Here is a 22,195-nt window from a genome sequence, read left to right on the forward strand (position 1 = left end):
GCCAGACTAGCAAACCGGAATGCCTTATCCGATTCTCGTGTTACGGTGAGCGGCGAACCGGATAGGGCTTTCCGGAAGTGAAACGGATAGCCCTATCCACCACCCTTCCTGGGAAAGGCTCTCTCATGCCCACCATCGCCATCGTCGGTGCCGGCCCTCAGCTCGGTCTCGCCGTTGCCCGCACCTACGGCACTCACGGCTACGACGTCGCACTGATCGCCCGCAACCGGGCCAAGCTCGAAGTCCTTGCCGGCGAGCTGGCCGCCGAGGGCATCACGGCCGCCGCCTTCCCCGCCGACGTCCTCGACCGCCCCGCACTCACCCAGGCACTCAAGAACGCGGCTGCGCACTTCGGCGGCATCGACGTCCTGGAGTACTCCCCGGTCGGTGGCCTCCAGACCGTCATGACCACCCCGGGCACCACCAGGCCGGCCGACGTGCAGCACGAGATGGAGTTCCAGCTCTACGGAGCCATCGACGCCACCCGTGCGGTGCTGCCCGCCATGCGGGAGGCCGGTGCGGGCACCCTGCTGTTCACCACCGGCGCCGGCTCCGTCGACCCCGTGCCGCAGGTCGCCAACGTCAACGCCGCCGCCGCGGCGCTGCGCAACTGGGTGATCAACTTGCACAAGGAGCTGGACGGCACCGGTGTCCAGGCGGCGCACGTCGCCATCAACGTGTCGATCGGCACGCCGGCGATCCCCGGATTCCCGACCGCCCGGCCCGAGGAGATCTCCCCGGTCTACTGGGACCTGCACACCACCAAGCGCGACCAGGCCGAACTCGTCTTCAGTCTCTGAAGCCCATCAGCCACCCCCCGTCCTCCTGACCTCCCGGTATCTACGCCGCGCACTTCGTCATCAACAGCTGGCCCGGGGGCGGGCCCGAAAGCATTCCCTCGGGGCCGCTCCCGAGCAGGTCGCGCGCCTTTCCCCGGACCCGACCTAGGTGCGCGAGCCGATGTCGCAGCTGTCGGCATTCAAGCGCCCGGGTGAGCCGGAGGAGGTCGCCGACCTTGGCTGGCCGCCCGCTCCGTCCCGTTCCCCTCCTCGCTCTCGTCCCGCCCGATGCCCGTATCGCCACCCGCTACGCCTATTACATGTAGGCAGGTGAAAGGCCCGACCGGACTGGCTTTCGCGCTCATTGCGCCCTGCGTGGCGGGGTGAAGACGTAGAGGTCGAGAATGTCCGGCAGCGAGGCGATGCCGGGGCCGCCGGCCTGTACCCAGGCTGCGATGTCTTCGGTGGCGTCGGGGTCGTTGACGAGGCCGAGCCAGACCGGGCGGGCTCCTGCGGCACGTGCGGCGGCGGAGGGCTGGACGACGATCACGTTGGCGTGTTCGCACACGTCGAGGCAGTCCGAGACGCGTACGGGTACCTCCTCGGCCAGGCGGGCGAGTTGCCGGTCGTGGTCCACGCCGGTGACTTTCGGGGTTCCACAGCAGCAGTCCCGGCAGACGACGACGCGGCACGGAGCCGGTTCGGCGGAGATGTGCTCCGTGCCGGCCGCTTCAGGGCGCTGTTGAGGCATCGTTCCTCACACTTCTCTCCAGAGGGGATCCGTCTCGGGTTGACGGACGCAGGAACCGGATCACGGGGTGGCCGGGGTCGTGGGTGACCTCGGTGCGGACGCCGTAGACCTGTTCGACGAGGGCGGGGGTGAGAACCTCGGCGGGGGTGCCCTCCGTGACCGCGCGGCCCTCGCGCAGGACGAGCAGGCGGTCGCAGTACATCGCGGCGAGGTTGAGGTCGTGCAGGGCGATCACCGTGGTGACCGGCAGGCCGGAGATCAGTTCCAGGAGGTCGAGTTGGTGCTGGATGTCGAGGTGGTTGGTGGGCTCGTCGAGGAGGAGTTCGCGGGGTTGCTGGGCGAGGGCGCGGGCGATCTGGGTGCGCTGGCGTTCACCGCCGGAGAGGGTGTGCCAGGACTGACCGGAGCGGTCGGCCAGTCCGGTGCGTGCGAGGGCCTCGGTGACGGCTTCCGCGTCGGCCGTCGTCGGGGGCGTCCAGGCGCGGCGGTACGGGATGCGGCCGAGGGCGACGACGTCCCGGACGGTCAGCTCGGTCTGGGTGTCGGCGTGCTGCTCGACCGTGGCGACACGGCGGGCGGTGGCACGACGGCCGACCTCGGCGAGCGGGCGCCCGTCCAGGGTCACGACTCCGGAGGTGGGGGCGAGGACCCCGGCCAGCAGCCTCAACAACGTTGATTTTCCTGAGCCGTTGGGGCCGAGTAGGCCGATGGTCTCGCCGGGGCGCAGGGTGAGGGTGACGCCGTCGACGACGACCTTGTCGCCCAGGCGCCGTACGACGTCGTCCGCGTTCAGGCTGCTCATGTCCTTCTCCGTCCTCGGTAGAGCACGACCACGAACGCCGGTACGCCGATGAGGGACGTCACCACGCCCACCGGTACCTCCTGGGGGTCGAGGACGGTACGGGCGAGGGTGTCCACCCACACCAGGAAGACAGCGCCGGTCAGCGCGGTGACCGGCAGCAGGCGGGCGTGCCCGGATCCGGTGAGGGCCCGGGTGGCGTGTGGGAGGACCAGGCCGACGAAGCCGATCGCGCCGGCGCAGCTGACCAGGGCGGCGGTGAGCAGGGCAGTGGCGCAGAGCAGGATCAGGCGGGTACGGGTGACCCGGACCCCGAGTCCGGCGGCGGCATCGTCGCCGAAGGAGAACGCGTCGAGCGTACGGGCGTAGCCCAGGCAGACGACGAGCACCACAGCCAGGACGGCGGTGCAGAGCAGTACCTGTCCCCAGTCGGCGCCGGTGAGCGAGCCGAGGAGCCAGAACAGCACGCCCCGGGTGGTTTCGGCGTCGGCCGAGGTCAGCACGGTGAACGAGGTCAGCGCCGAGAACAGCTGCATGGCCGCGACGCCGGACAGGACGACCCGGTCGGTGCCGGCTCCGAGGGTGTGGCTGAGCAGCAGCACGAGGGCGAAGGAGAGCAGCGCGCCGAGGAAGGCTCCGGCCGACAGGGACACCGCTCCCCCGCCGACGCCCAGCACGACCACGGCGACCGCTCCGGTGGACGCGCCGGAGGAGACACCAAGCACGAACGGGTCGGCGAGCGGATTGCGCAGCAGCGACTGCATGACTGCGCCGCACACGGCGAGTCCGGCCCCGCAGACAGCGGCGAGCAGGGTGCGCGGCATCCGCAGGTTCCACACGATGCCGTCCCGCAGCGGCGCCAACCCGCTCTCGCCGAAGCCGAGATGGGCCGCGACGGACGCCCAGACGTCACCGGTGGAGATGTCGGCGGGGCCGATCGTCACGGCGACGGCGATCGACACGAGCAGCGCGGCCAGGCCCCCGCCCGTCAACAGCAGCGAGCGGAAGCTCACTTGGCGAACCCGAAGTCGCGCAGCCCGGCCGCGACCTTCTCGATCCCCTCGATCGTGCGGATGGACGGGTTCATCGCCTGCCCGCTCAGCAGCACGTACCGCTTCTTCTTCACGGCGGTGAGGTTGCGGGTGACGCGGTTCGTCTCCAGGAAGCGGATCTTCGCCTTGGCGGTTTCGGCGGTCTGCTGCCTGCGGGTCAGGTCGCCGATGACGATGACGTCCGGGTCGCGGTCGGCGACGGTCTCCCAGTTGATCTGGGGCCATTCGTCGTGGGTGTCGGCGAAGGCGTTCTTCGCGCCCACGGCATGGGTGATGGCACCGGGCGCACCGCAGCAGCCGGCGAGGTAGGGCGACTGCGAGTTGGCGAACCAGTACATGAGGGAGACGTCTGAGGCATGCAGTCCGGCAGCGGCTGTGTTCACCCTCTTCTTCAGCGAGGCTACGAGCTCTTCGCCGCGCTTTTCGACGCCGAACGCCCGTGCCAGGTCGCGTATCTCCCCGTACACAGCGTCGAGCGTGAGGGGTGTGGAGCGCGATCCGTCGCCGCCGCTGTCGTTGTCCTTGCCCGCCGCGCAGTCGGACGGCGAGACGTAGGTCGGCACGCCCAGCTTCTCGAACTGCTCGCGGGTGGCGACGCCGCCCTGGCCGAGGGTGGAGACGAAGGAGGCGGTGACGAAGTCGGGTTCGGCGTCCAGGACCTTCTCGAAGGAGGGGTTGTTGTCGGCGAGGCGCGGCACGGTGGCGTTGGCCTTCTCCAGGCCCTTCATCACCGGGTCGGTCCAGGTCGCCGTGCCCGCCATGCGGTCGGCCAGGCCCAGGGAGAGCAGGATCTCGGTGGTGCCCTGGTTGAGTGAGACGGCCCGCTTCGGGGCCGACTTCATGGTGACCTTGTACCCACAGTTGTCGATGGTGACCGGGTGGCCGGTGGCCGCGGCCTTCTCGGTCTTCGCGGCGTCGCCGTCGGCGGAACCGCAGGCGGTGAGCAGCAGGGCGGAGGTGAGAAGCAGGGCCGGGGTACGGAGGAGGGCGGGGGTGCGGAGGAGGGCGGGGGTGCGGAGGAGGGCGGGGGTGCGGAGCACGGGCATGCCTCGGGGGTCGGGGCTCGTTCGCGGAGCCTGGCCTACGGGTGTCCCCCGCGCCGGGGCGCGGAGGTGCCAGCAGGTCTTCGGACTCGGGTTCGTCCGGCCGGGGCGCCTTCCCGGTCTCCCAGTGGCGTGCGTGCCCCGCCCGTCCCCCTCACCGCTGCGCGTCAGTTCCGGATTCGCACCGGATTCCCTGGCCTCGGGTGTGGCTCGACTGGCTCGTCGAGGCTATCAAGCCCGTCGTACGGTCAGATCGTGCGCTCGGTCACGGGGTTCGGTCACGGGGTAGGGAACAAAGGTGCTGGTGTTCTGATCGATCCGCAGCGACTGACCGAGCGGCGGCGCGTCCCGCTGGGGGCAGTCGAGGCGTTCGCAGACGCGGCAGCCCATGCCGATGGGGGTGGCGACGGAGTCGCTGGTGAGGTCGAGGCCGTCGGCGTGGACAAGGCGGTGGGCGTGGCGGGCCTCGCAGCCCAGGCTGATGGCGAAGGTCTTGCCGGGTTCGCCCCAACCGCCGCGGTGGCGGTTGATCGAGCGGGCGGTCCACAGGGGCCCGTGGGACGTGCAAGCCGGTGGCGGACTGGCTTTTGGACATGTTGCCGACGCGGACGAACGAGAACGGGACGCCGCGCAGCCGGGGGCGTTGGAGGGTACTCAGGCGGTGGCAGACGGTCTCGTAACCAAGTCTGTAGCGGTCGGTGAGGAGTTCGATGTCGGAGCGGACCTCCTCGGCCGCGGTGTGGAACGCTGCGCCACCGCGTCATCGACCGCGACACCGCCATGCGCCTGCTCGACGACGAGGCCGCCGCTCTGGGCGCCCGATATCCGTGGATGCCGGTCGACGACATCCGCGCACTCTTCGAACGTACCGCCATGAGCGGCGAGTTGCCGATGTTCTTCACCTCGGACGCCTTCTCCCGCCACCTCGTGCGACAGACCGAGGAGCAGTCATGAGCGAGCACGGCATCCGGCGCGTCGGAGTGGTCGCAGGCGGGCAGACGGGCGCGGGCATCGCCGAGGTGTGTGCCAGGGCCGGTCTCGACACCGTGGCCGGCGAGGTCGACGCGATCGCCGATTCCCTCTACGACGAGTGCCGCGAGCCGCTCTACGCCCCGCCGCCGCTCCAGCGAATGGTGGAGGCCGGTCTCCTCGGGCGTAAGACCGGCCGGGGGTTCCACATCCACGACCAGGATTGAGGGCCTGGTACGACGCGGGCTGAGGGGCCCGCGACGCCGCCGCGGGGTGAGGGTGCCGCGCGGCGCGGGCAGGGGAAGGGGCGGCAGACGCGTGCAGGCTCTTCCCGCCCTCGGTCCGTTTCACACCCGTCACCCGCGTGCACCAGCTCACCCTCCGAATCATGGACACGGCCCTCCGAACGCGTAGCCAGCCCCTTAGGCTGGCAGGTGCAGCTGGTTCGCCCCGTCCGCCAGACGGGATGCGTCGCAAGAGGGAACCCGGTGGGAATCCGGGACTGCCCCGCAGCGGTGAGCGGGAACGACCGCCGTCATACGCACTGGAACCGAGGTACAGGGTCTGGGAAGCGACGGCCAGTAGGTGTCCTCCGGACAAGGAGGGCGTGCCCGTGAGTCCGAAGACCTGCCACCTGCCCGTGTGCGGACGACTCCGCGCGCGGACATCCCGGTGACCTCGTGGGCGGGTCGGCGTACATACCGAGCGCACGACCGCGCTGTGCAGCGCAAGGTCGCCTCCGCCCGGTTCCGTCACCCCTTCGCGCTCGCGTCCCGTCACCGGGATCTCAGGGATTCGTCTCGCGAAGGAGATCTCCGTGACCACCAAGTCCGCAGCCGCGGCAGCCCGGGCCACCGTGTACGGCTACCCCCGCCAGGGACAGAGCCGGGAACTCAAGAAGGCGATCGAGGGCTACTGGAAGGGCCGCGTCACCGCCAACGCGCTCCAGGACACCGCCGCCGAGCTGCGCCGCAGCAACTGGCGGCAGCTCGCCGACGCCGGCATCCACGAGGTCCCGACCGGCGACTTCTCGTACTACGACCACGTCCTGGACACCAGCGTCATGGTGGGTGCGATCCCCGCCCGCCACCGGGCCGCCGTCGACGCCGACGCCCTCGACGGCTACTTCGCCATGGCCCGCGGCACCCAGGACGTCGCACCGCTGGAGATGACCAAGTGGTTCGACACCAACTACCACTACCTGGTCCCCGAACTCGGCCCGGACACCGTCTTCACCGCCGACACGACCAAGCAGGTCGCCGAGCTGCAGGAAGCCCTCGCTCTGGGCCTCACGGCCCGGCCTGTCGTGGTCGGTCCGGTCACCTACCTCCTGCTGGCCAAGCCCGCCCCCGGCGTCCCCGCCGATTTCGAGCCGCTCACGCTCCTCGACCGCCTGCTCCCGGTCTACGCCGAAGTCCTCGCCGACCTGCGCGCGGCCGGTGCCGAGTGGGTGCAGCTCGACGAGCCCGCGCTCGTCCAGGACCGCACCCCGGCCGAGCTGAACGCCGCCGCCCGCGCCTATCGCGACCTCGGCGCCCTCACCGGCCGCCCGAAGCTGCTGGTCGCCTCCTACTTCGACCGACTCGGCGACGCCCTGTCGGTGCTGGCGAAGGCGCCGGTGGAGGGGCTGGCCCTGGACTTCACCGAGGCCGCCTACGCCAACCTCGGCGATCTCGCCTCCGTGGGCGGACTGCCGGGCAAGCGGCTGGTCGCAGGCGTGGTCAATGGCCGCAACATCTGGGTCAACGACCTCACCAAGTCCCTGTCCACCCTCGGCACGCTGCTCGGGCTGGCCGACCGGGTCGACGTGGCCGCCTCCTGCTCCCTGCTCCACGTCCCGGTCGACACCGCCGCGGAACGCGAAATCGACCAGCAGATCCTTCGCTGGCTCGCCTTCGCCCGCCAGAAGACGAGCGAGATCGTCACCCTCGCCAAGGGCCTCGCGCAGGGCACAGGTGCGATCACCGGCGAACTCGCCGCCAACCGGGCCGATCTGGCCTCCCGCGCGACCTCGCCGATCACGCACGACCCCGCCGTACGGGCCCGGACCACCGCAGTCACGGACACCGACGCCCGCCGCTCCCAGCCCTACCCCGAACGCGCCACCGCGCAGCGCGCGCACCTCGGACTGCCGCTGCTGCCGACAACGACCATCGGCTCCTTCCCGCAGACCGGTGAACTGCGTACCGCCCGCGCGGACTTGAGGGCGGGCCGGATCGACACGGCGGGCTACGAGGAGCGCATCAAGGCAGAGATCAGCGAGGTCATCTCCTTCCAGGAGAAGACCGGCCTGGACGTCCTGGTGCACGGCGAGCCCGAACGCAACGACATGGTCCAGTACTTCGCCGAGCAACTCACCGGCTACCTCGCCACGCAGCACGGCTGGGTCCAGTCCTACGGCACCCGTTACGTCCGCCCGCCGATCCTGGCCGGCGACATCTCCCGCCCCGAGCCGATGACGGTCCGCTGGACGACGTACGCCCAGTCCCTCACCTCACGACCGGTCAAGGGCATGCTCACCGGACCGGTCACGATGCTCGCCTGGTCCTTCGTCCGCGACGACCAGCCGCTCGGCGACACCGCCCGCCAGGTCGCCCTCGCCCTGCGCGACGAGGTCGACGACCTTGAAGCGGCCGGGACTTCGGTCATCCAGGTCGACGAACCCGCCCTGCGCGAGACACTCCCCCTGCGGGCCACCGACCGCCCTGCCTACCTGGCCTGGGCGACCGAGGCGTTCCGACTCACCACGAGCGGCGTACGGCCGGACACGCAGATCCACACCCACATGTGCTACGCCGAGTTCGGCGACATCGTCCAGGCCATCGACGACCTCGACGCCGACGTCATCAGTCTCGAAGCCGCCCGCTCCCATATGCAGGTCGCGCGCGAACTCGCCGCCCACGGCTACCCGCGCGAGGCGGGACCGGGCGTGTACGACATCCACTCGCCGCGTGTCCCGAGCACGGAGGAGGCCGCCGGACTGCTGCGCACCGGGCTCAAGGCCATTCCCGGCGAACGGCTGTGGGTCAACCCTGACTGCGGCCTGAAGACCCGCGGCTGGCCCGAGACCCGCGCCTCACTGGAACACCTGGTCACCGCCGCCCGCACGGTCCGCGAGGAACTCTCCTCGTCCTGACCGCAGGCCCCGTCGGCCGGGGAAGGACGCACTCGGCGTCCTTCCCCGGCCCCGGCATCGGCATCGGCATCGGCATCGGCATCGGCATCGGCATCGGCATCGGCATCGGCATCGGCATCGGCATCGGAGAAAGCATGAGCCCATGGCTCTCGGTACGCCCAGCACCAGGGCAGTCAGCGCAGTGTCCATCCGTGGCCTCCTCCAACAGGGAGGCCGCTCCTACTCGTTCGAGTTCATTCCCGCCCTCGGAGACGCCATAGGCGCCGCGCCACCCCCGGCTGACGGGGCCGGCGGGCGAGCTGACCGCCGACGCGCGGTGGCGCTGCGGCTGTCGCCGGTGCAGGACCACGAGCCGGAGCAAACCGCCGCCGGTACGGAGAGAGTGCACGTCACACGACTGGTCGCCTGCTGTGGCGCGGACGACCCCTCCCATCGAGCGTGGTCTGGGCGGGCCAACGACGGCCCCGTCGGAGTTCACAGAAACGGATCCTCATGCCCGTCACCGTGAAAGATCACCGGGTACCCCACAAGTCCACCGTCCCCGCGAACAAGGACGAGAACGTCGAACTCTTCGTAAGGGAGCGCGACGGCACGTCCCTTGGCCACCTGGACGAGCGCACGGCCGTCCTGATGCTCCACGGCCGGAGCGTTCCGGTGCTCGCGGGCTTTGATCTCGACTTCAAGTCGTACAGCTGGGCCGATGCGCTGGCGAAGGCCGGTTACGACGTCTTCATGATGGACCTCCAGGGCTCGGGGCTGTCGCCGCGGCCGAAGATGGACGACCCTCACAACGTCAACCCCGCCCAACAGGGCCTGCTGAAGCCGCGACCTCCGGGTTTCACGCCGGGGCCGCCGAACTACCCGTTCCAGCTGACCAACTCGATCAGCGACCGGGACGACCTGAACACCGTCGTGGACTGGATCATCCACGAGCGGGGGGTGAAGAAGGTCGCCTTCATCGGTTGGTCCGCTGCCGCGTTCACGATGGGGCCGTACGCGGTCAAGAACCCGGGCAAGGTGTCGAGCCTGTTCCTGCTGGCGCCGATCTTCCCGCCCGAGGGCACGTCGAACGTCCCCGCCCCGCTGCCGCAGCCCGGCTTCCCGACGTTTGTGAGCACGAAGGACGGAACCTGGAACGGGTGGGGCAACGAGGTGCACTGCGAGGGCCAGCGCGAAGATGCGATGCGCGACCGGGTGTGGAACGCGATCATGGAAAGCGATCCGGTGGGCAGCACGTGGGGCAAGGTAGGTGAAGGGCTCAATCGCATCAGGAACTTCGTACGGTGGGGCTGGAACAAGACCACCGCGGCACAGGGCGGCGTCCTCGGCGGCAGCGTGCCTGTCCTCATCGCGTACGGAGAGTACGACAGGCAGGCGAACACGTCGAGCGAGGATCCGGAACTCAATTTCTCGGTCCCCGCGCTCTACAACGCCATCGCCGGCGACCACAAGCTGATGGTCAAGCTGGACTGCGCCGGGCATTCGGTGGTGTGGGAGATGCAGCACAACAACGTGCACAACCTCTCGAAGCACTGGCTCAAGCACCTGAAGGTCGACGGCAAGAGCCAGGGCATATTCACCATGAACACCAACGGCGACATCAGCCCGGCTCCCTAGGAGGGGGGCGCGGGGGCGAAGCATCAGTTCGCATCGTCGGCACGGCAGTACGGCGAAACCCCTGACGCCGCCCTTCTGGGCCGACTGCGGCCGCCCTCGACGCCAGGGCTCCGAGCGCCCATTGGGTGGCGAGGTTTCGCCGGACTACCGGGCGGGCGACCCGTTCTGGGTGTCGGACGCGGTCTGCCACGCCCTCACACCCGCTCGAGACGCTTCTTTGGCCTGCTCCCATTTCGCGACCGCCTGCTGGGTCGGGGACACCTCCATGTCGCGGATCATGCGCCGACCTGCCGTGAACACGGCCAAGGCTCCGATGGCCAGGCCGGTGCTCGCCACCACGGCCCCGGCCGCGGTGAGCACGACGCCGATCTTGACGAGCCGGGTGTCGATGTCGATCATCCGATGGGACTGCTCGTGATGGTTCATGACTCCACGATCCAACGGGCAGAACCGACTCGCATCCCGACCGACGACTCAAACGGCCAGGTGGCCGCCAAGACGCTCTGCCTGGGGAGATACGTCATGCGCGAAGGGCGCGGTCCCGGATACGAGGCCACGCCCTGTCGCGACGCACACGTCCGTTCGACGGTCAGTGCAGGATCTTCTCCTTGGCCCCCCGCTGCTCCGCCTCGTTCGCGCACACCCAGAGCCACCGCGTGGACCTCGACCTGGGCTACTACTTCCCCTGGGTGGCCGTCGGCTGGTGTTGTGGCGTCGAGGAGCGGTCCAAGAGCCGATCTCGCCGAGTCTGCGGTAGCGGTTCACCCACTTCGAGGCACCGGCCCAGGAGATTCCCATCTCAGCGGCGACGTGAGCAAGGGGGCCCGTTCGGCAGCGCTCGACGAGGCGGCGCCCTTCAACGGACAACGGTGGCGTTGCGGTGAGTCACGCGGCTCACCGCGCTTGCGGGGAGGCGAGGCCCATGGTCGCCTCCTGCGGCCGTGATACATGGGCGACGAGGAAGACCAGCACGCCACAGGTGGCGACCAGGATCCAGCCCGGGCGGGACGCGTGTGCGAGCTCCGTCGGGCTGGTGGCCGTGACCAGGCCACCGGCGAGAGCGATGCCGAGGGCGGAGCCGAGCTGCCGTGCGGTGGAGGTGATCGCCCCGGCCACGCCGGCACGGGCGGGCGGCAGTCCGTTGACCGCCGTATTGGTGATCGGGGCATTGGCGAAGCCGAACCCGACGCCGATGAGCAAGTATGCGGCCAGCAGCAGGAACACACTCGTGTGTGGAGTGAGCCGGACCAGGCAGAGCCCGCCGGCCGTGATGAAACCACCGGCAAGGAGCAGCGGCAGCCGTGGGCCCGTGCGGCCGACCATGCGGCCGGACCAAGGGGCGCAGACAGTCGCTCCGACGGCCAGGGGCAAGGTCGCCACTCCGGCGGCCAGCGGCGTCCATTCCCGGGTGTTCTGCAGGTAGAGGGTATTCAGCAGCAGTGTCATGGTCAGAGCGACGAAGACCGCCACCGCGCCCAGGACAGCGCCGCTGAAGACCGGGCTCCGGAAGATCCGCGGATCCATCAGCGGCTCACGTCGGCGGGACTCGACCCGCACGAATGCGGCTGTCGCCACAGCAGCCCCCGCGTATCCCGCCAGCCCCGCAGGCGACGTCCAGCCGATGCGAGGCCCTTCGATCAGGACGCCGACCACGACCGCAAGGACCACGGTCAGCAGGACCTGGCCGGGCAGGTCGAGGCGCCGGGCTCGCGGCGCCCGGGACTCCGGCACGAACATCGCACTGAGCAGCAGAGCGGCCGCGATGACCGGTGCGTTGATCCAGAACAGCGAACGCCAGCCGAGCCCCGCGAGCAGCGCACCGCCCGTGACGGGACCAGCGGCCATGCTCAGCCCGAACACTGACGCCCAGATGCCGATCGCCTGCGCCCGCTCCCTCGGGTCCGGCATCGCGTTCACCACGATCGCAAGCGCCACGGGGCTGAGCATCGAGGCGCCGATGCCCTGCAGGGCGCGGGCCGCGATGAGTACGCCTGCCGACGGGGCGAGCGCACAGACCAGCGAGGCCGCGCCGAACGCGGCCAGCCCGCACTGGAAGACCCGGCGGCGTCCGAAGCGATCCGCCAGTGCGCCGGAGGAGATCAGGAGACTGGCCAGGACCAGGGTGTAGGCGTCCACGATCCATTCGAGACCGCGCGTGTCGACATCCAGGCCGCGCCCGATGGCCGGCAGACCCACATTGACGATGGTGGTGTCCAGGCCCACCAGGAACATGCTCAGACAGCAGACGGCCAGTACCGTCCAGCGTCTGCGCACACTCAGCATGGGTTGAGCAGGGGGTGTTGTCGCGGTCACGGTCTACCTCTGAGGTCCGGGAACAGTGCCCGGCAAGACTCAGCCCGAACGACAGCCGCAGCCCATCAATTTTGCGAACACTGCAAAAATGAATCCATGAACACAGGAGCCAGGGATGCGGAGCTGGAACAGATTCTCGATGGCATCGGGCCCCGGCTGCGCATGCTGCGCCGGGAGCGGGGACTCACGCTCGAAGGACTCGCGGCCACGACCGGGATCTCGGTCAGCACACTGTCCCGGGTGGAATCGGGCAAACGGCGTCCGACTCTGGACCTGCTCATCCCGCTGGCACGGGCCCACCACGTCGCACTCGACCAACTGGTGGCGGCCCCCGCCAGCGGTGACCCTCGGGTGCACCTGCGGCCCCTGCGCAAGGAGCGCGGCAGCATCCTCGTACCCCTGACGCAGTACCCGGGTCGAGTGCAGGTCTTCAAGCAGGTACTGACGCCACGCCAGCCGGAACTGGTCACCCACGAGGGATACGAATGGCTCTATGTCCTCGCCGGTCGGCTGCGCCTCGTTCTCGGGGCGCAGGACTTCACGCTGCGCCCCGGCGAAGTGGCCGAATTCGACACCACCGAGCCCCACTGGTTCGGCCCCGCGGATACGAACACTGTGGAGATCCTGCACCTGTTCGGCCCACGAGGAGACCAAGCCATCGTCCGCACCGGACCGTCCACAACGGATCTCGCCCCGCCGACCGCCCCAAACCCACCGTCAACAACGTCATGACTCACAACGCCTGGACTCCCTCCGACCGAGCAGTTGGCATCACCTTCCTTGCCCGCCCACGGCCACTCGTTGGTGTGCGGAAACGGCGTGGCAGGAAGCCCACGCGCGCCGGAACGGCAACACTGAAGAACCTCACCCATCCCGACTCGTCAGCGCGTTCGCTGCGCTCCTTCCGGACAATTGATACGCCGATGACAGCGTCGGCCGGCCGGGAAGGACCGTAAGTGCGGGATCGGACAGGCCCTTCCCGGCCGCCGCCCCATGATCGGCCAAAAGGCACACAGTCCGGATAGGGCCCAATGGCCCCTCAATGGATCCACCGATAGGGCCCAACGGCCCCTTTCCGCCTGCCCCTTGGCGCTCCAGAGGCATCACACCCCTGCTCGATTCTCGATTTTGCACAGTCGTTGCGATCCCAAAAGGCCCCGATGGGCCCCGAGTTCGTATGACCGTAGGTGCGGGATCCGAATGTCGGATCAGGAGTCACGGTGCATTTTTCACGAACCGCGGTGGGATCGCTCTTTCTTGGTGGTGCACTCGCTGCCACCCTGGGGTCCCTCCTCTACCCCGCCATGCTCGGAGTCCAGAAGGCCAGTAGCGCGCCCGATCGGATCATCGCCGCGCCAAAGTCAGGAAAGCTGTCGGAAGCCGATCGAGACTTCGTTGTCAAGGTGCGCGCGGCCGGACTGTGGGAGTATTCCGTCGGCCTCATGGCCCTGCAGAAGAGCACGACGAAGTCCATCAGGACCGCTGGTCAGCAACTGACCGCCGAGGACGCATCGTTGGACGCTGCCTGCCGCAGTACGGCCGGCCAGTTGGGCATCACGCTGCCCGACCAGCCGTCCCCGCAGCAACAGGGCTTCGTGTCCCGGTTGAACGCAGACAGTCCCGAACAGTTCGGCGCCGACATGGCGACCACCGTGCGCGCCGTGGACGGCCAGTTACTCATGACGATCGCCAGTGTGCGCAGCACCACGAAGAACTCACTGATCCGCGCTCTGGCCGCCGAGGCCAACCAGACGGTCCTGGACCACATCAGGGCCGTGGAGAAGACCGGCCTCGTGGACTTCGACCAAGCCGTCTTCCAGGAGACCTCGCCGCCCTCACTCCCCGCCCATGACCTCACCCCGCCGCCTCCTGCCGCGGGCCAGCCACAGGTCATCCTCACTCCCCCGGCCGACAGCACGGTCTCGCCGCGTTCAACGGTGGATTGATCCATTCACCGACGGCCGGGGCTGGGTGCGGATCTCCGATGTCCCAGGAGCTCGCTGTCTGTGCAGGCTCCTGGTCGACCTCGCACCCGCCCCGGCCGACAAGGACGCCGCCGGCTTCGGCACACGGCTACGGCGGCTGCCTGACGGCGACCGTGCCGAACTGAAGACCGGCCGTCGGCACCGGCACGCCCTCCGTCCGAAGGCGGTCCCGTGCCCCTCGGCATGCCGGCCCAGCGACAACCTCACCGCCAGTTCCAATATGGGAAGACTGCCGTGTTCTTCAGCCATCTGGGCAGGGGATCGACAGCCCTCGTGCTGACGGCGCACCCCGACGACGAGGTGTTCGCTCATGGTGCGGCGATCGCCATGCCAAGCCAGCAGGGAAGCCACGTCGTCCTGCGTACCGCTTCATGCGGGGGGGGCGCCGCTGTCGCAGGTGAGACCGCGCCGCACTGGTCCCATGGACGGGCGGGATGGGCGGGGCGCGGATGCGGCAGGGATGGGGCCACGCGCACCCTGTTGCACGTCGGCTCCCCGCGGCCCCGCGCGAAGTTGAACTTGCCCGCGCGGCACCGACCCACCACGACCCGCCGACGGCTGTGAGGTTTTCTTGGCTCATCGGTGACGTTGAGAGTGCGAAACGGGGGCACAGGAATCCGGCACGGTCCAAGCGTCCGGCGGGAGGAACCAGTGGCCGGTCATGAGATGTACGCCGCCAGCGCGTTGTCGGCGGTGGCGGCGATCCTGCTCGCGCGATGGTGGCCGGCGGGCCGAAACAGCAGCACACGTACCGCCGCCGCATCCCGCCGAGCCGCACGTCGGGCGATGCTGAGAGCAGCCTGGCGCATGGGCTCCGCCACCGCCGAAGCCGGCCAGGGCCTGCCGACCTCGGCGCCGTGCGCTCGGCGGGCGGTACGGGAGGCCGAAGACCTCGTGCAGGGCTACTGGCGTCAGATCAGTCCTCTCTACCTGTCCCAGGACGATCGCCATCAGCACTGAACTCCGGAGTCCGACACACGCCCGGGTCCCACGGCGCTGTCCGGGTGGCCGAAGGATCTGACGATCCTGGTTCCGGATCAGACGTGACTCTCTCGCGTCCAGGCCGCGGCCCGGGCCGCCTGAAGGTCGCGGGCTTGAACCCCTTCACCGGACTGACGGGCCGTTCCGGCTCGGCGACGCCGTGGTCGTACAACAAGCTCGGCAACGAGACGGCCGGCGGACACGTCGCGGCTTCCGCGCGCACGAACGAGACCTGGACGGACTACAGCCAGATGTCCGCGGGCACTGACAACTCCGAACGCACCAAGTTCGGTTCGACGTGGTTCCACCACACCGCGCTCGGCCTGGCGTCCACGACCACGAACGGCGTCGACACCGCATTCATCCGCGAACCGGCGGGCATCTTGAACTCCATGACCACTGGGGCAGTCCTACTACTACCTCACCGACGGCACGGCGCTACAGCGGCGCCTACCTCGACCCCACCGGCCTGTACAAGATGGGCGCCCGCTACTACGACCCCCATATCGGCCGCTTCACCCACCCCGGCCCCTCCGGGCAAGAAACCAACCCCTACCTGTACGCGGCGGGCGACCGCGTCAACCAGACCGATCCCACGTACCTCGCCAGCCTCTTGGGCGCTGTGGGAGGTGCCGCCGTCGGCGCTGTCGCGAGCACATTGCTTGACGGAGTCCTCGGCCCGGTCATTGGCGGGGCTGCCGACGGCTGCGCCGGAGGTGCGGTGACGGCGCTCATCGACGGTTCTTCCGTCGGAAAGGCCTGCGCGGTCGGTGCCCTGACCGGTGCCGTGTCCGGAGGCACCGGCGCTGTCACCAAGAGCTTGAAGGCGGCCCGCACCGGGTCGTGACCGTGGCCTCCCCGGACCCGGTGCGGCCGGGACCGGGGAGGGTCCCCACCATGCCTAGCCGGAAGGTCCACATCAGCTCTTACCGTGGTCGTTTAACGGTGGTCCTGGCAGGAGTCCCCGCGTTCTGCGCGGTGCTGTTCGTTTTCGTACCCTGGGCTCAGGACAGTATGAACGGCGCCGCACGAACCGTTCTCGGCATCGTGCTCCTGGTGACGCTCCTTGTTGCCCTCTTCGCCTGATCCCCAGTGCTCCGCTACCGATGAGTGCGGTCGACAGCTGCTCGAACGTCACCGCGGGAACCCTCGAAGTACGCGGCGCTCTCCGCGTCCGCAGGGTAGTACGACTCGATCGCGACCTCGTCCAGCGTGATGTCCATCGGAGTGCCGAACGTGGTGATGGTCGAGAACAGCCGCAGTTCTCGTCCGTTGAAGCGAAGGATCATCGGGATCACGACATCGGACTCGACCGTTCGGCGCGACGTGTCCTCGGAGTCGGGCGCCAGGAGTTCCTCGTAGAGCGCGGTGAGTTCGGCATCGGGTGCAACGGCGAGCTGACGCCTGATGCGGGAGCGGAACATCACCCGGACATCGGCCAGGTTGACTACCAGAGGGGCGAAGCCTCGCGGGTCCAGCCCCAGTCGCACCAGGTTGATCGGCGGCCGTAGCAGGTCGGGATCGACGTCCGCGAAGAACGGCTCGACCGCGCGGTTGGTCATCACGATGTTCCACCGGCGATCGAAGGCCACCGCGGGGTACGGCTCATGCGCACGAAGCACCCTGGCGACCGCGTCCCGAGCCGCGGAAAGCGCACCGTCGTCGAGTGGTCGTTCGGCGTAGCGGGGTGCGAAGCCGGCCGCGAGCAGCAGCTGGTTGCGATCACGCAACGGCACATCGAGCTGGTCCGCGAGCCGCAGGACCATGTCGGCACTCGGATTGGACTTGCCCGTCTCGACCAGGCTGACATGGCGAGCCGAGACGTCGGCGGCGATCGCGAGGTCGAGTTGGCTCAGTCGTCGGCGATGCCGCCACTGCCGTAGGAGCTCCCCAACCGTCTGCACAGTCATGGAGAGTACTCAACACGAAGCCGCACGCCATGAAATGCGACTTCATCGACAACCGTGGCCACCACGGAAACACTGCGTCCATGACCGCAGACAACAAGAGCATCGTCCAACGGGCGCTGACGGAACTGATGGAGACGGGCAGCACCGACGCGCTCGAACCGCTGCTGAGCGATGACTTCGTCCATCACAGGCCGGACTCGACTTCCTCCACCAAAACGGAATGGCTCGCCGCCGTACAGGCAGCACTCACCCCGCTCGCCGACATGCGGGTCGAGGTCCACCACCTGTTGGCCGAGGGAGATCACGTCGTCATGCACTCGCGACGACAACTCCCCGGTGCCGGGCCGGAGATCGCGGTCGTCGACATCTGGCGGATCGACAACGGGCTGATCACCGAAGCCTGGGAGATCATCGAGCCGGTGGCCCAGTCGGCCGCCAATCTGGTGTGGTGGGAGACCGCCGTCCGCTGACCGTTCCTGGGTTCTTGCCTGCTCAACAGCGTCATCCCTCGCCCTTCGTCAGCAAGGTATCTGCCGGGACAGTTGTCAGGTGCGGCAGGATACACCTGCCGTCGACGACCGCGCTCCCGGGATTCGCCCCCCACGACGAGCCGGCGCGGGCATCTGTCGGCCCTGCCAGCTCCGAGCGATTCGATCCGGTCCCCAGGCCGGAGCGTTGGGAGCGGCGCCCCGTCTGCGGTCCGCGGTCGGCCCGTCGTTACGGAGGTCGGCCGCGGCTGTCCGCGGGCTCCCCCAGGTCGACCGGACCGGCCACCAGCATGATGTCGCCCAGCGTTTCAGCGCGACGCCCACCCTGCGCGCCACGCTGATCTGCGCGTCGCCGTCGAACGGGTGGATCCGGCCCCTCGCAGAGACTTCCGGATTACTCTGGCCACTGCCTGACAGCGTTGTCCGCAGACTTCACCTTCTCGGGGGATCGTGTGCCAGTTCACGAACAGCCGTCCGGGGCACCGGACTTGGCCGAACTGCGTCGGCGGGCGGTGGCCGGGGTCCCGCGGCGCGAGGCGGGGCTGGTCGTGTGCGCGAATCTGGTGCGGATCTTCCAGACCGAGGGCGTCGAGGTGCAGGCCCTGCAGGGCCTCGACCTGACGGTGGCCGAGGGCGAGATGATCGCGGTGGTCGGCGCCTCCGGTTCGGGCAAGTCGACCCTGCTGGGCATACTCTCCGGCCAGGACGTGCCCACCGCGGGAGGCGCCGAGGTCGCCGGGCACGACCTGCTGGCGATGAAGCGTCATGAGCGGCTCCGTTACCGGCGTCGCACGGTGGGCTTCGTCCTGCAGCAGACCTCCCGCAACCTGCTGCCGTACCTCTCGGCGGCCGAGAACGTGATGCTTCCGATGACCTACGCCGGGATCCGGCGATCCCGGCGCCGGGCCCGGGCGGAGGAACTGCTCGATCTGCTGTCCGTCGGCCACTGCCGGGACCGCACTCCCGACACGCTCTCCGGCGGCGAGCAGCAGCGGGTCGCGATCGCCGTCGCCAACGCCAACGAGCCGCGGGTCCTGTTCGCCGACGAACCCACCGGTCAACTCGACACCGCCACCAGCGACGAGGTCTTCGCCGCGCTGCGCCGGGCCAACGAGGAGCTGGGCGTCACCGTGGTCGTGGTCACCCACGACGCGCTGGTGTCCGAGCAGGTGCAGCGCACCGTACGCATCCGCGACGGGCGCACGTCGACCGAGGTGCTGCGCCAGGTCTCCACCGGTGAGGACGGCGTCGAGGTGCACACCGCGGAGGAGTACGCGGTGCTGGACGGCAGCGGCCGGCTGCAGTTGCCGGGTGAGTTCACCGAGCGTCTGCACCTGCGCAAGCGGGTGCGGCTCGTGCTGGAGAGCGACCACGTGGGTGTGTGGCCCGACGAGGCCGCGCGGCGGGCGCGGGCGGACGCACAGGACGCGGCAGGCGCTGGCCCCGAACACTGAACGCGTCCACAGCGGCTGGCAGGGCGGGCGCCGCGCGGGCTTCAGTCGAGGCGCAGTACGGCTCCCAGTCCGCGCCGCCGGGCGAGGACGGCTTCGGTGACCGCGGCGGCGAGGATCAGCGCGATCACGCCGGCGACGAGAGCGACGGCCAGTGAGAAGTCGGTGTGCAGTGCCGGTTGGGTGGGGCCGCCGGTGAACTGCCGCAGGTCCAACGTCTGCGCCATGAGCCGCGGTTCGAGCAGGCCGAGCAGTGTGCCGCCCACCGCTGAGGTGAGCGCCAGCGGCAGCAGTTGCAGGAAGTGCAGCGCTCCGGCTTGTGTGCCGCCGAGTCCGAGGGTGCGCAGAAAGGAAGTCGTCCGGCTGCGTTCGTGCGAGGTCAGGGTCAGTTCCAGGACGAGCGCGAGGAGTCCCGACAGGGCGGCCAGGATCGAGGTGGTGGTGTAGATCGTGCCGAGTCCCCGGGTCAGGCCGTCGGCGCGCAGAGCACTCAGCGTCTCGGAGCGGACGCGGATCCGGGCCAGTGGCCCCAGTTCCTCGGCCGCCGTCGAACGCAGTGCGGCGGGTGACGCGGTGGCGGGAGTGCGGCCGTTGAGGAGCAGGACGGTGCTTCCCGAGGACTGTGGGGGGATCAGGCGCGCGGCTCTGGTGGTGGTGATCAGCAGGGGGGTTCCGGCGGGCGTCTGTGCCGTGACCGGCCCCAGGAGCGGGTCGTGCAGTTCGGCGGTGGTGAGGGTGCCGACCGGTGTGAAGACCAGGTCCCTCGGGCGCTGTCCGTCGGGCACGACCTTGCCGGTGAAGCCGCCGGTGTGCTCTCTCGCCCGCAGGTCGGGTGAGAGGAGGCAGGGCAGTGGGGCGTTCGTGTCGGCTCGGGAATCCGTGGACGGGGGCAGCCGGGCCAGCAGGGTGGAGGCCAGCTGCGATGTCGGAGCGAGTGCGGCGAGTTGCTCCGGGTCCAGGGCGATCACGGCGACCGGCGAGATCTCCGCGCCGTCGGCCTGTCCTGCCAGGTCGAGGGTGTACAGATGCTGGAGGGCGGTCCGTGTTCCGGGGCTGCGGGTCTCCGAGAGGGGTGTGACGGTCCCGGCCACGGTCGCGCTCGCGTCGGCACCGGCGGTCCAGGCCGCACCGGTGGCCAGGCCGCCGTCGATCGTACGGTCCACGAGGCCGCCGAACACGGCCGTACCCAGGGTCAGGACCAGGACGAACAGGGCCAGCCCGGTCGCCGGGGCGTCGTGCGCGGCCCGGGCGGCCCCGATGAAACCCACCGTCCCCCGGCTGCGCCGGGCCTGCCGCAGCACCATGCGCAGCACGAACGGGTAGCACCGCAGCAGGATGAGTACGACGGTCAGCGCCACCAGTGCCGGTACGGCGCCGAGAATGCCGTCGGGGCCCTGCGAGCGCAGCGCGACCACGCCCGCCGCCGTCGCGCTCAGTACCGTCAGCTCCAGGACCACGCGGCGGCCGACGGCGATGTTGCGGCGTGAGCGCCGCAGTCGGCCGGGTCTGCGGGGTTCGCGGGTCGCGAGCCAGGTCATCAGAGGCAGTGTCAGGCCCACTGCCGAGGCGATGAGGGCGGCGGTCATGGGGTGTGGTGATCCGGACGTGCCGCTGTGAGCGAGGGCCTGTCCGGCCGTCCAGCCGAGCAGGGCGGCGACCGCCACCACCGGCCAGGCAACGGCGCAGCGCAGCAGCACCAGTCGCAGGGTGGACGCGCCCCGAGCGCGCTGCAACCGCAGATGCGTCTGCCTGCGGCGCAGCAGCAGCCGTACCGCGACGGTGACAGTGGCCAGGGCGACCGCGGCCAGCGCGTCGACGGCGAACGTCGCGAGCTCTCTGGCTTGTTGGTCCTGAGCGGTGAAGGCGGCGAGGAGCGGCGTCAGGGAGTCGATCACGAGCAGGGGGCCGGTGGCCTGGCCGCCGATATGGCAGGCGAGGTCGCCGGTGAGGGGGTCGGCTCCCTGACACAGCTCGTCGCTCAGATCCGCGCTGTAGTGGGACAGCGGGCCGGTCAGTGCCCGGGCCCGGTCGAGCGCCGCCCCGGACAGGTCGGCGCGCAGCTGCCAGGTCATCCGGGGACCGGCGACGCCGGCGCCGGCCAGCAGGTCCGCCGCGTCGAGGCCGACGAGGCCGCGGACGGCGAGCACGGTGCCCGCGGAGTGCTCGGCCGGGTAGCGGGAAGGCTGCTCCAGCGTCTCGCGGCCCGACCAGAAGTCGTCGCGCGCGGCCGAGGTGCGGTAGACGCCGCTCACGAGCAGCTGCGCGTGGGGCGGTGCGCTCTGCACGCCGAGCGTCTTGGCGAACTCGACGGTCAGCCGGCTGCCGGCCCGCACGCCGAGGGCCTGCGCGGTGGCCTGCGACAACCCGATCTGGGGCGCCGTGCCCAACGGCGTGCGGTCGGCCGGCGGCCGGCCGCTGACGTAGCGCAGGTGGGCCCGTGCGGACGGCAGATAGCTGAGCGCCAGCCGGGTGCTGGTGTTCGCCGGGCCAGGGGGGCGCGGGGAGATCAGGGACGCCTGGTCGTAGTCGTAGCTGCCGCCGGTGACGGTCACATGCCGTGCGGCGGGGCCGGTGAGCTGCTCGGTGAGGGTGCGTCCGGCGTCGAGCAGACCGGCCGCGTCCACCGCGGGCGGCACGGTGTCGAAGACCTGGGGGGTGGTGCTCAGGCTGATCAGGGGCGCTTCTGCCTGTGCGGCGTCGACGCGCTGCCGCAGTGCCCTGTCCTCCTGGCCGCCCGCGAAGGCCGGGGCCCATGCGCAGAGCGCCGTGAGCACCAGGACGACGGCCGCGAGGCAGGCCAGCAGCGGCAGATCGCCACGGGCCTCCTTGCGTATCAGGCGGCGCGTCACCGCCGCGCCCGCGCCCACCGGTCGCGTCACGGTACGTCCTTCCAGGTCGTGTCCGGGGTCGTCCTTGTCGGT

Annotated in this window: 19 protein-coding genes, 4 pseudogenes and 2 riboswitches; of the genes and pseudogenes, 11 read left to right on the forward strand and 12 right to left on the reverse strand. The window is 69.9% G+C overall.

Features of this window, described 5'->3' with window-relative positions:
- Nucleotides 1-125 precede the first annotated feature (125 nt).
- Nucleotides 126-800, forward strand: coding sequence for an SDR family NAD(P)-dependent oxidoreductase (locus AQI94_RS32820; RefSeq protein WP_031058444.1), 675 nt, complete (start codon nucleotides 126-128; stop codon nucleotides 798-800).
- Nucleotides 801-1,140: 340 nt separating this feature from the next.
- On the opposite strand, the gene AQI94_RS32825 is transcribed toward AQI94_RS32820, so the two are convergent.
- From AQI94_RS32825 to AQI94_RS46020, 5 genes and pseudogenes are all read right to left on the reverse strand, one after another.
- Complete coding sequence (locus AQI94_RS32825; protein WP_078902949.1) at nucleotides 1,141-1,530, reverse strand: hypothetical protein; 390 nt, start codon at nucleotides 1,528-1,530, stop codon at nucleotides 1,141-1,143.
- Nucleotides 1,511-2,332: an ABC transporter ATP-binding protein gene (locus tag AQI94_RS32830; RefSeq protein ID WP_031058439.1), complete on the reverse strand. Its 822-nt coding sequence runs from the start codon at nucleotides 2,330-2,332 to the stop codon at nucleotides 1,511-1,513. The genes AQI94_RS32825 and AQI94_RS32830 overlap by 20 nt, the downstream gene beginning before the upstream one ends.
- Nucleotides 2,329-3,342: an iron chelate uptake ABC transporter family permease subunit gene (locus AQI94_RS32835; RefSeq protein ID WP_031058434.1), complete on the reverse strand. Its 1,014-nt coding sequence runs from the start codon at nucleotides 3,340-3,342 to the stop codon at nucleotides 2,329-2,331. Before AQI94_RS32835 ends, AQI94_RS32830 begins: the two co-directional genes overlap by 4 nt.
- Nucleotides 3,339-4,427, reverse strand: coding sequence for an ABC transporter substrate-binding protein (locus AQI94_RS32840; RefSeq protein WP_062230070.1), 1,089 nt, complete (start codon nucleotides 4,425-4,427; stop codon nucleotides 3,339-3,341). Before AQI94_RS32840 ends, AQI94_RS32835 begins: the two co-directional genes overlap by 4 nt.
- Before the next feature lie 54 nt (nucleotides 4,428-4,481).
- Nucleotides 4,482-4,658: riboswitch (cobalamin riboswitch) on the reverse strand.
- Nucleotides 4,656-5,172, reverse strand: a pseudogene (locus AQI94_RS46020) (short-chain fatty acyl-CoA regulator family protein); the annotation flags it as partial. It overlaps the preceding riboswitch by 3 nt.
- On the opposite strand from AQI94_RS46020, the pseudogene AQI94_RS43470 reads away from it, so the two are divergent.
- The 3 genes and pseudogenes from AQI94_RS43470 to metE all read left to right on the forward strand — a co-directional run.
- Nucleotides 5,172-5,378: pseudogene (locus AQI94_RS43470) on the forward strand (malate synthase A); the annotation flags it as partial. The pseudogenes AQI94_RS46020 and AQI94_RS43470 sit on opposite strands and share 1 nt — an antisense overlap.
- A gap of 23 nt (nucleotides 5,379-5,401) precedes the next feature.
- Nucleotides 5,402-5,620, forward strand: a pseudogene (locus AQI94_RS32845) (3-hydroxyacyl-CoA dehydrogenase family protein); the annotation flags it as partial.
- A 197-nt stretch (nucleotides 5,621-5,817) separates the two neighbouring features.
- Nucleotides 5,818-6,042: riboswitch (cobalamin riboswitch) on the forward strand.
- A gap of 168 nt (nucleotides 6,043-6,210) precedes the next feature.
- Nucleotides 6,211-8,529, forward strand: a complete 2,319-nt coding sequence (metE, locus tag AQI94_RS32850) for a 5-methyltetrahydropteroyltriglutamate--homocysteine S-methyltransferase (protein WP_031058426.1) — start codon at nucleotides 6,211-6,213, stop codon at nucleotides 8,527-8,529.
- Nucleotides 8,530-9,003: 474 nt separating this feature from the next.
- Here the strand turns inward: metE and AQI94_RS46025 are convergent, their stop codons facing one another.
- Entirely contained in the window at nucleotides 9,004-9,168 is a 165-nt protein-coding gene (locus tag AQI94_RS46025) for a hypothetical protein (protein WP_167364530.1), read from the reverse strand.
- Here AQI94_RS46025 and AQI94_RS32855 point away from each other — a divergent pair.
- Entirely contained in the window at nucleotides 9,160-10,146 is a 987-nt protein-coding gene (locus AQI94_RS32855; protein ID WP_051832898.1) for an alpha/beta fold hydrolase, read from the forward strand. The genes AQI94_RS46025 and AQI94_RS32855 overlap by 9 nt on opposite strands.
- A gap of 144 nt (nucleotides 10,147-10,290) precedes the next feature.
- Here the strand turns inward: AQI94_RS32855 and AQI94_RS32860 are convergent, their stop codons facing one another.
- The 3 genes and pseudogenes from AQI94_RS32860 to AQI94_RS32865 form a co-directional block, all read right to left on the reverse strand.
- Nucleotides 10,291-10,572, reverse strand: coding sequence for a hypothetical protein (locus AQI94_RS32860; protein ID WP_031058415.1), 282 nt, complete (start codon nucleotides 10,570-10,572; stop codon nucleotides 10,291-10,293).
- Between the two features lie 262 nt (nucleotides 10,573-10,834).
- Nucleotides 10,835-11,035, reverse strand: a pseudogene (locus AQI94_RS46655) (leucine zipper domain-containing protein); the annotation flags it as partial.
- A 5-nt stretch (nucleotides 11,036-11,040) separates the two neighbouring features.
- Nucleotides 11,041-12,429, reverse strand: coding sequence for an MFS transporter (locus AQI94_RS32865; protein ID WP_051832889.1), 1,389 nt, complete (start codon nucleotides 12,427-12,429; stop codon nucleotides 11,041-11,043).
- 126 nt (nucleotides 12,430-12,555) lie between these two features.
- Here AQI94_RS32865 and AQI94_RS32870 point away from each other — a divergent pair, with 126 nt between their 5' ends.
- The 3 genes from AQI94_RS32870 to AQI94_RS46030 all read left to right on the forward strand — a co-directional run bounded on the left by AQI94_RS32870 (nucleotide 12,556) and on the right by AQI94_RS46030 (nucleotide 15,404).
- Entirely contained in the window at nucleotides 12,556-13,191 is a 636-nt protein-coding gene (locus AQI94_RS32870) for a helix-turn-helix domain-containing protein (RefSeq protein ID WP_031058410.1), read from the forward strand.
- A 572-nt stretch (nucleotides 13,192-13,763) separates the two neighbouring features.
- Nucleotides 13,764-14,405 (forward strand): DUF4142 domain-containing protein, encoded by a 642-nt coding sequence (locus AQI94_RS32875; RefSeq protein WP_051832896.1) that lies wholly within the window; start codon nucleotides 13,764-13,766, stop codon nucleotides 14,403-14,405.
- 690 nt (nucleotides 14,406-15,095) lie between these two features.
- Entirely contained in the window at nucleotides 15,096-15,404 is a 309-nt protein-coding gene (locus AQI94_RS46030; RefSeq protein ID WP_225890348.1) for a hypothetical protein, read from the forward strand.
- 262 nt (nucleotides 15,405-15,666) lie between these two features.
- Here the strand turns inward: AQI94_RS46030 and AQI94_RS46460 are convergent, their stop codons facing one another.
- Nucleotides 15,667-15,819 carry a hypothetical protein gene (locus tag AQI94_RS46460; RefSeq protein WP_318658132.1) on the reverse strand — a complete coding sequence of 51 codons (153 nt, stop codon included), beginning with the start codon at nucleotides 15,817-15,819 and terminating at the stop codon, nucleotides 15,667-15,669.
- Between AQI94_RS46460 and AQI94_RS46035 the strand changes: the two genes are divergently transcribed.
- Nucleotides 15,784-16,272 (forward strand): RHS repeat-associated core domain-containing protein, encoded by a 489-nt coding sequence (locus tag AQI94_RS46035; protein WP_318658131.1) that lies wholly within the window; start codon nucleotides 15,784-15,786, stop codon nucleotides 16,270-16,272. The genes AQI94_RS46460 and AQI94_RS46035 overlap by 36 nt on opposite strands.
- Before the next feature lie 253 nt (nucleotides 16,273-16,525).
- On the opposite strand, the gene AQI94_RS32885 is transcribed toward AQI94_RS46035, so the two are convergent.
- Nucleotides 16,526-17,335 carry a helix-turn-helix domain-containing protein gene (locus AQI94_RS32885; RefSeq protein WP_234438852.1) on the reverse strand — a complete coding sequence of 270 codons (810 nt, stop codon included), beginning with the start codon at nucleotides 17,333-17,335 and terminating at the stop codon, nucleotides 16,526-16,528.
- A gap of 80 nt (nucleotides 17,336-17,415) precedes the next feature.
- On the opposite strand from AQI94_RS32885, the gene AQI94_RS32890 reads away from it, so the two are divergent.
- On the forward strand, nucleotides 17,416-17,805 hold the full coding sequence (locus AQI94_RS32890; RefSeq protein WP_031058401.1) for a nuclear transport factor 2 family protein: 390 nt from the start codon (nucleotides 17,416-17,418) through the stop codon (nucleotides 17,803-17,805).
- Between the two features lie 506 nt (nucleotides 17,806-18,311).
- Complete coding sequence (locus AQI94_RS32895) at nucleotides 18,312-19,277, forward strand: ABC transporter ATP-binding protein (protein WP_031058397.1); 966 nt, start codon at nucleotides 18,312-18,314, stop codon at nucleotides 19,275-19,277.
- A gap of 41 nt (nucleotides 19,278-19,318) precedes the next feature.
- Here AQI94_RS32895 and AQI94_RS32900 read toward each other — a convergent pair whose 3' ends face one another.
- Entirely contained in the window at nucleotides 19,319-22,153 is a 2,835-nt protein-coding gene (locus tag AQI94_RS32900; protein ID WP_225890349.1) for a hypothetical protein, read from the reverse strand.
- Between the last annotated feature and the right edge of the window lie 42 nt (nucleotides 22,154-22,195).

It is taken from the genome of Streptomyces pseudovenezuelae (assembly GCF_001513955.1).
GTDB lineage: Bacteria > Actinomycetota > Actinomycetes > Streptomycetales > Streptomycetaceae > Streptomyces > Streptomyces pseudovenezuelae.

What these genes read in the sequence shown, in the direction of transcription:
- AQI94_RS32870 (WP_031058410.1), top strand. Translation starts at nt 12,556, where the DNA reads ATGAACACAGGAGCCAGGGATGCGGAGCTGGAACAGATTCTCGATGGC.
- AQI94_RS32885 (WP_234438852.1), bottom strand. Translation starts at nt 17,335, where the DNA reads ATGACTGTGCAGACGGTTGGGGAGCTCCTACGGCAGTGGCGGCATCGC.
- AQI94_RS32840 (WP_062230070.1), bottom strand. Translation starts at nt 4,427, where the DNA reads ATGCCCGTGCTCCGCACCCCCGCCCTCCTCCGCACCCCCGCCCTCCTC.
- AQI94_RS46460 (WP_318658132.1), bottom strand. Translation starts at nt 15,819, where the DNA reads ATGGAGTTCAAGATGCCCGCCGGTTCGCGGATGAATGCGGTGTCGACG.
- AQI94_RS32855 (WP_051832898.1), top strand. Translation starts at nt 9,160, where the DNA reads ATGCTCCACGGCCGGAGCGTTCCGGTGCTCGCGGGCTTTGATCTCGAC.
- AQI94_RS32865 (WP_051832889.1), bottom strand. Translation starts at nt 12,429, where the DNA reads ATGCTGAGTGTGCGCAGACGCTGGACGGTACTGGCCGTCTGCTGTCTG.
- AQI94_RS32820 (WP_031058444.1), top strand. Translation starts at nt 126, where the DNA reads ATGCCCACCATCGCCATCGTCGGTGCCGGCCCTCAGCTCGGTCTCGCC.
- AQI94_RS32875 (WP_051832896.1), top strand. Translation starts at nt 13,764, where the DNA reads ATGCTCGGAGTCCAGAAGGCCAGTAGCGCGCCCGATCGGATCATCGCC.
- AQI94_RS32890 (WP_031058401.1), top strand. Translation starts at nt 17,416, where the DNA reads ATGACCGCAGACAACAAGAGCATCGTCCAACGGGCGCTGACGGAACTG.
- AQI94_RS32860 (WP_031058415.1), bottom strand. Translation starts at nt 10,572, where the DNA reads ATGAACCATCACGAGCAGTCCCATCGGATGATCGACATCGACACCCGG.
- AQI94_RS32830 (WP_031058439.1), bottom strand. Translation starts at nt 2,332, where the DNA reads ATGAGCAGCCTGAACGCGGACGACGTCGTACGGCGCCTGGGCGACAAG.
- AQI94_RS32825 (WP_078902949.1), bottom strand. Translation starts at nt 1,530, where the DNA reads ATGCCTCAACAGCGCCCTGAAGCGGCCGGCACGGAGCACATCTCCGCC.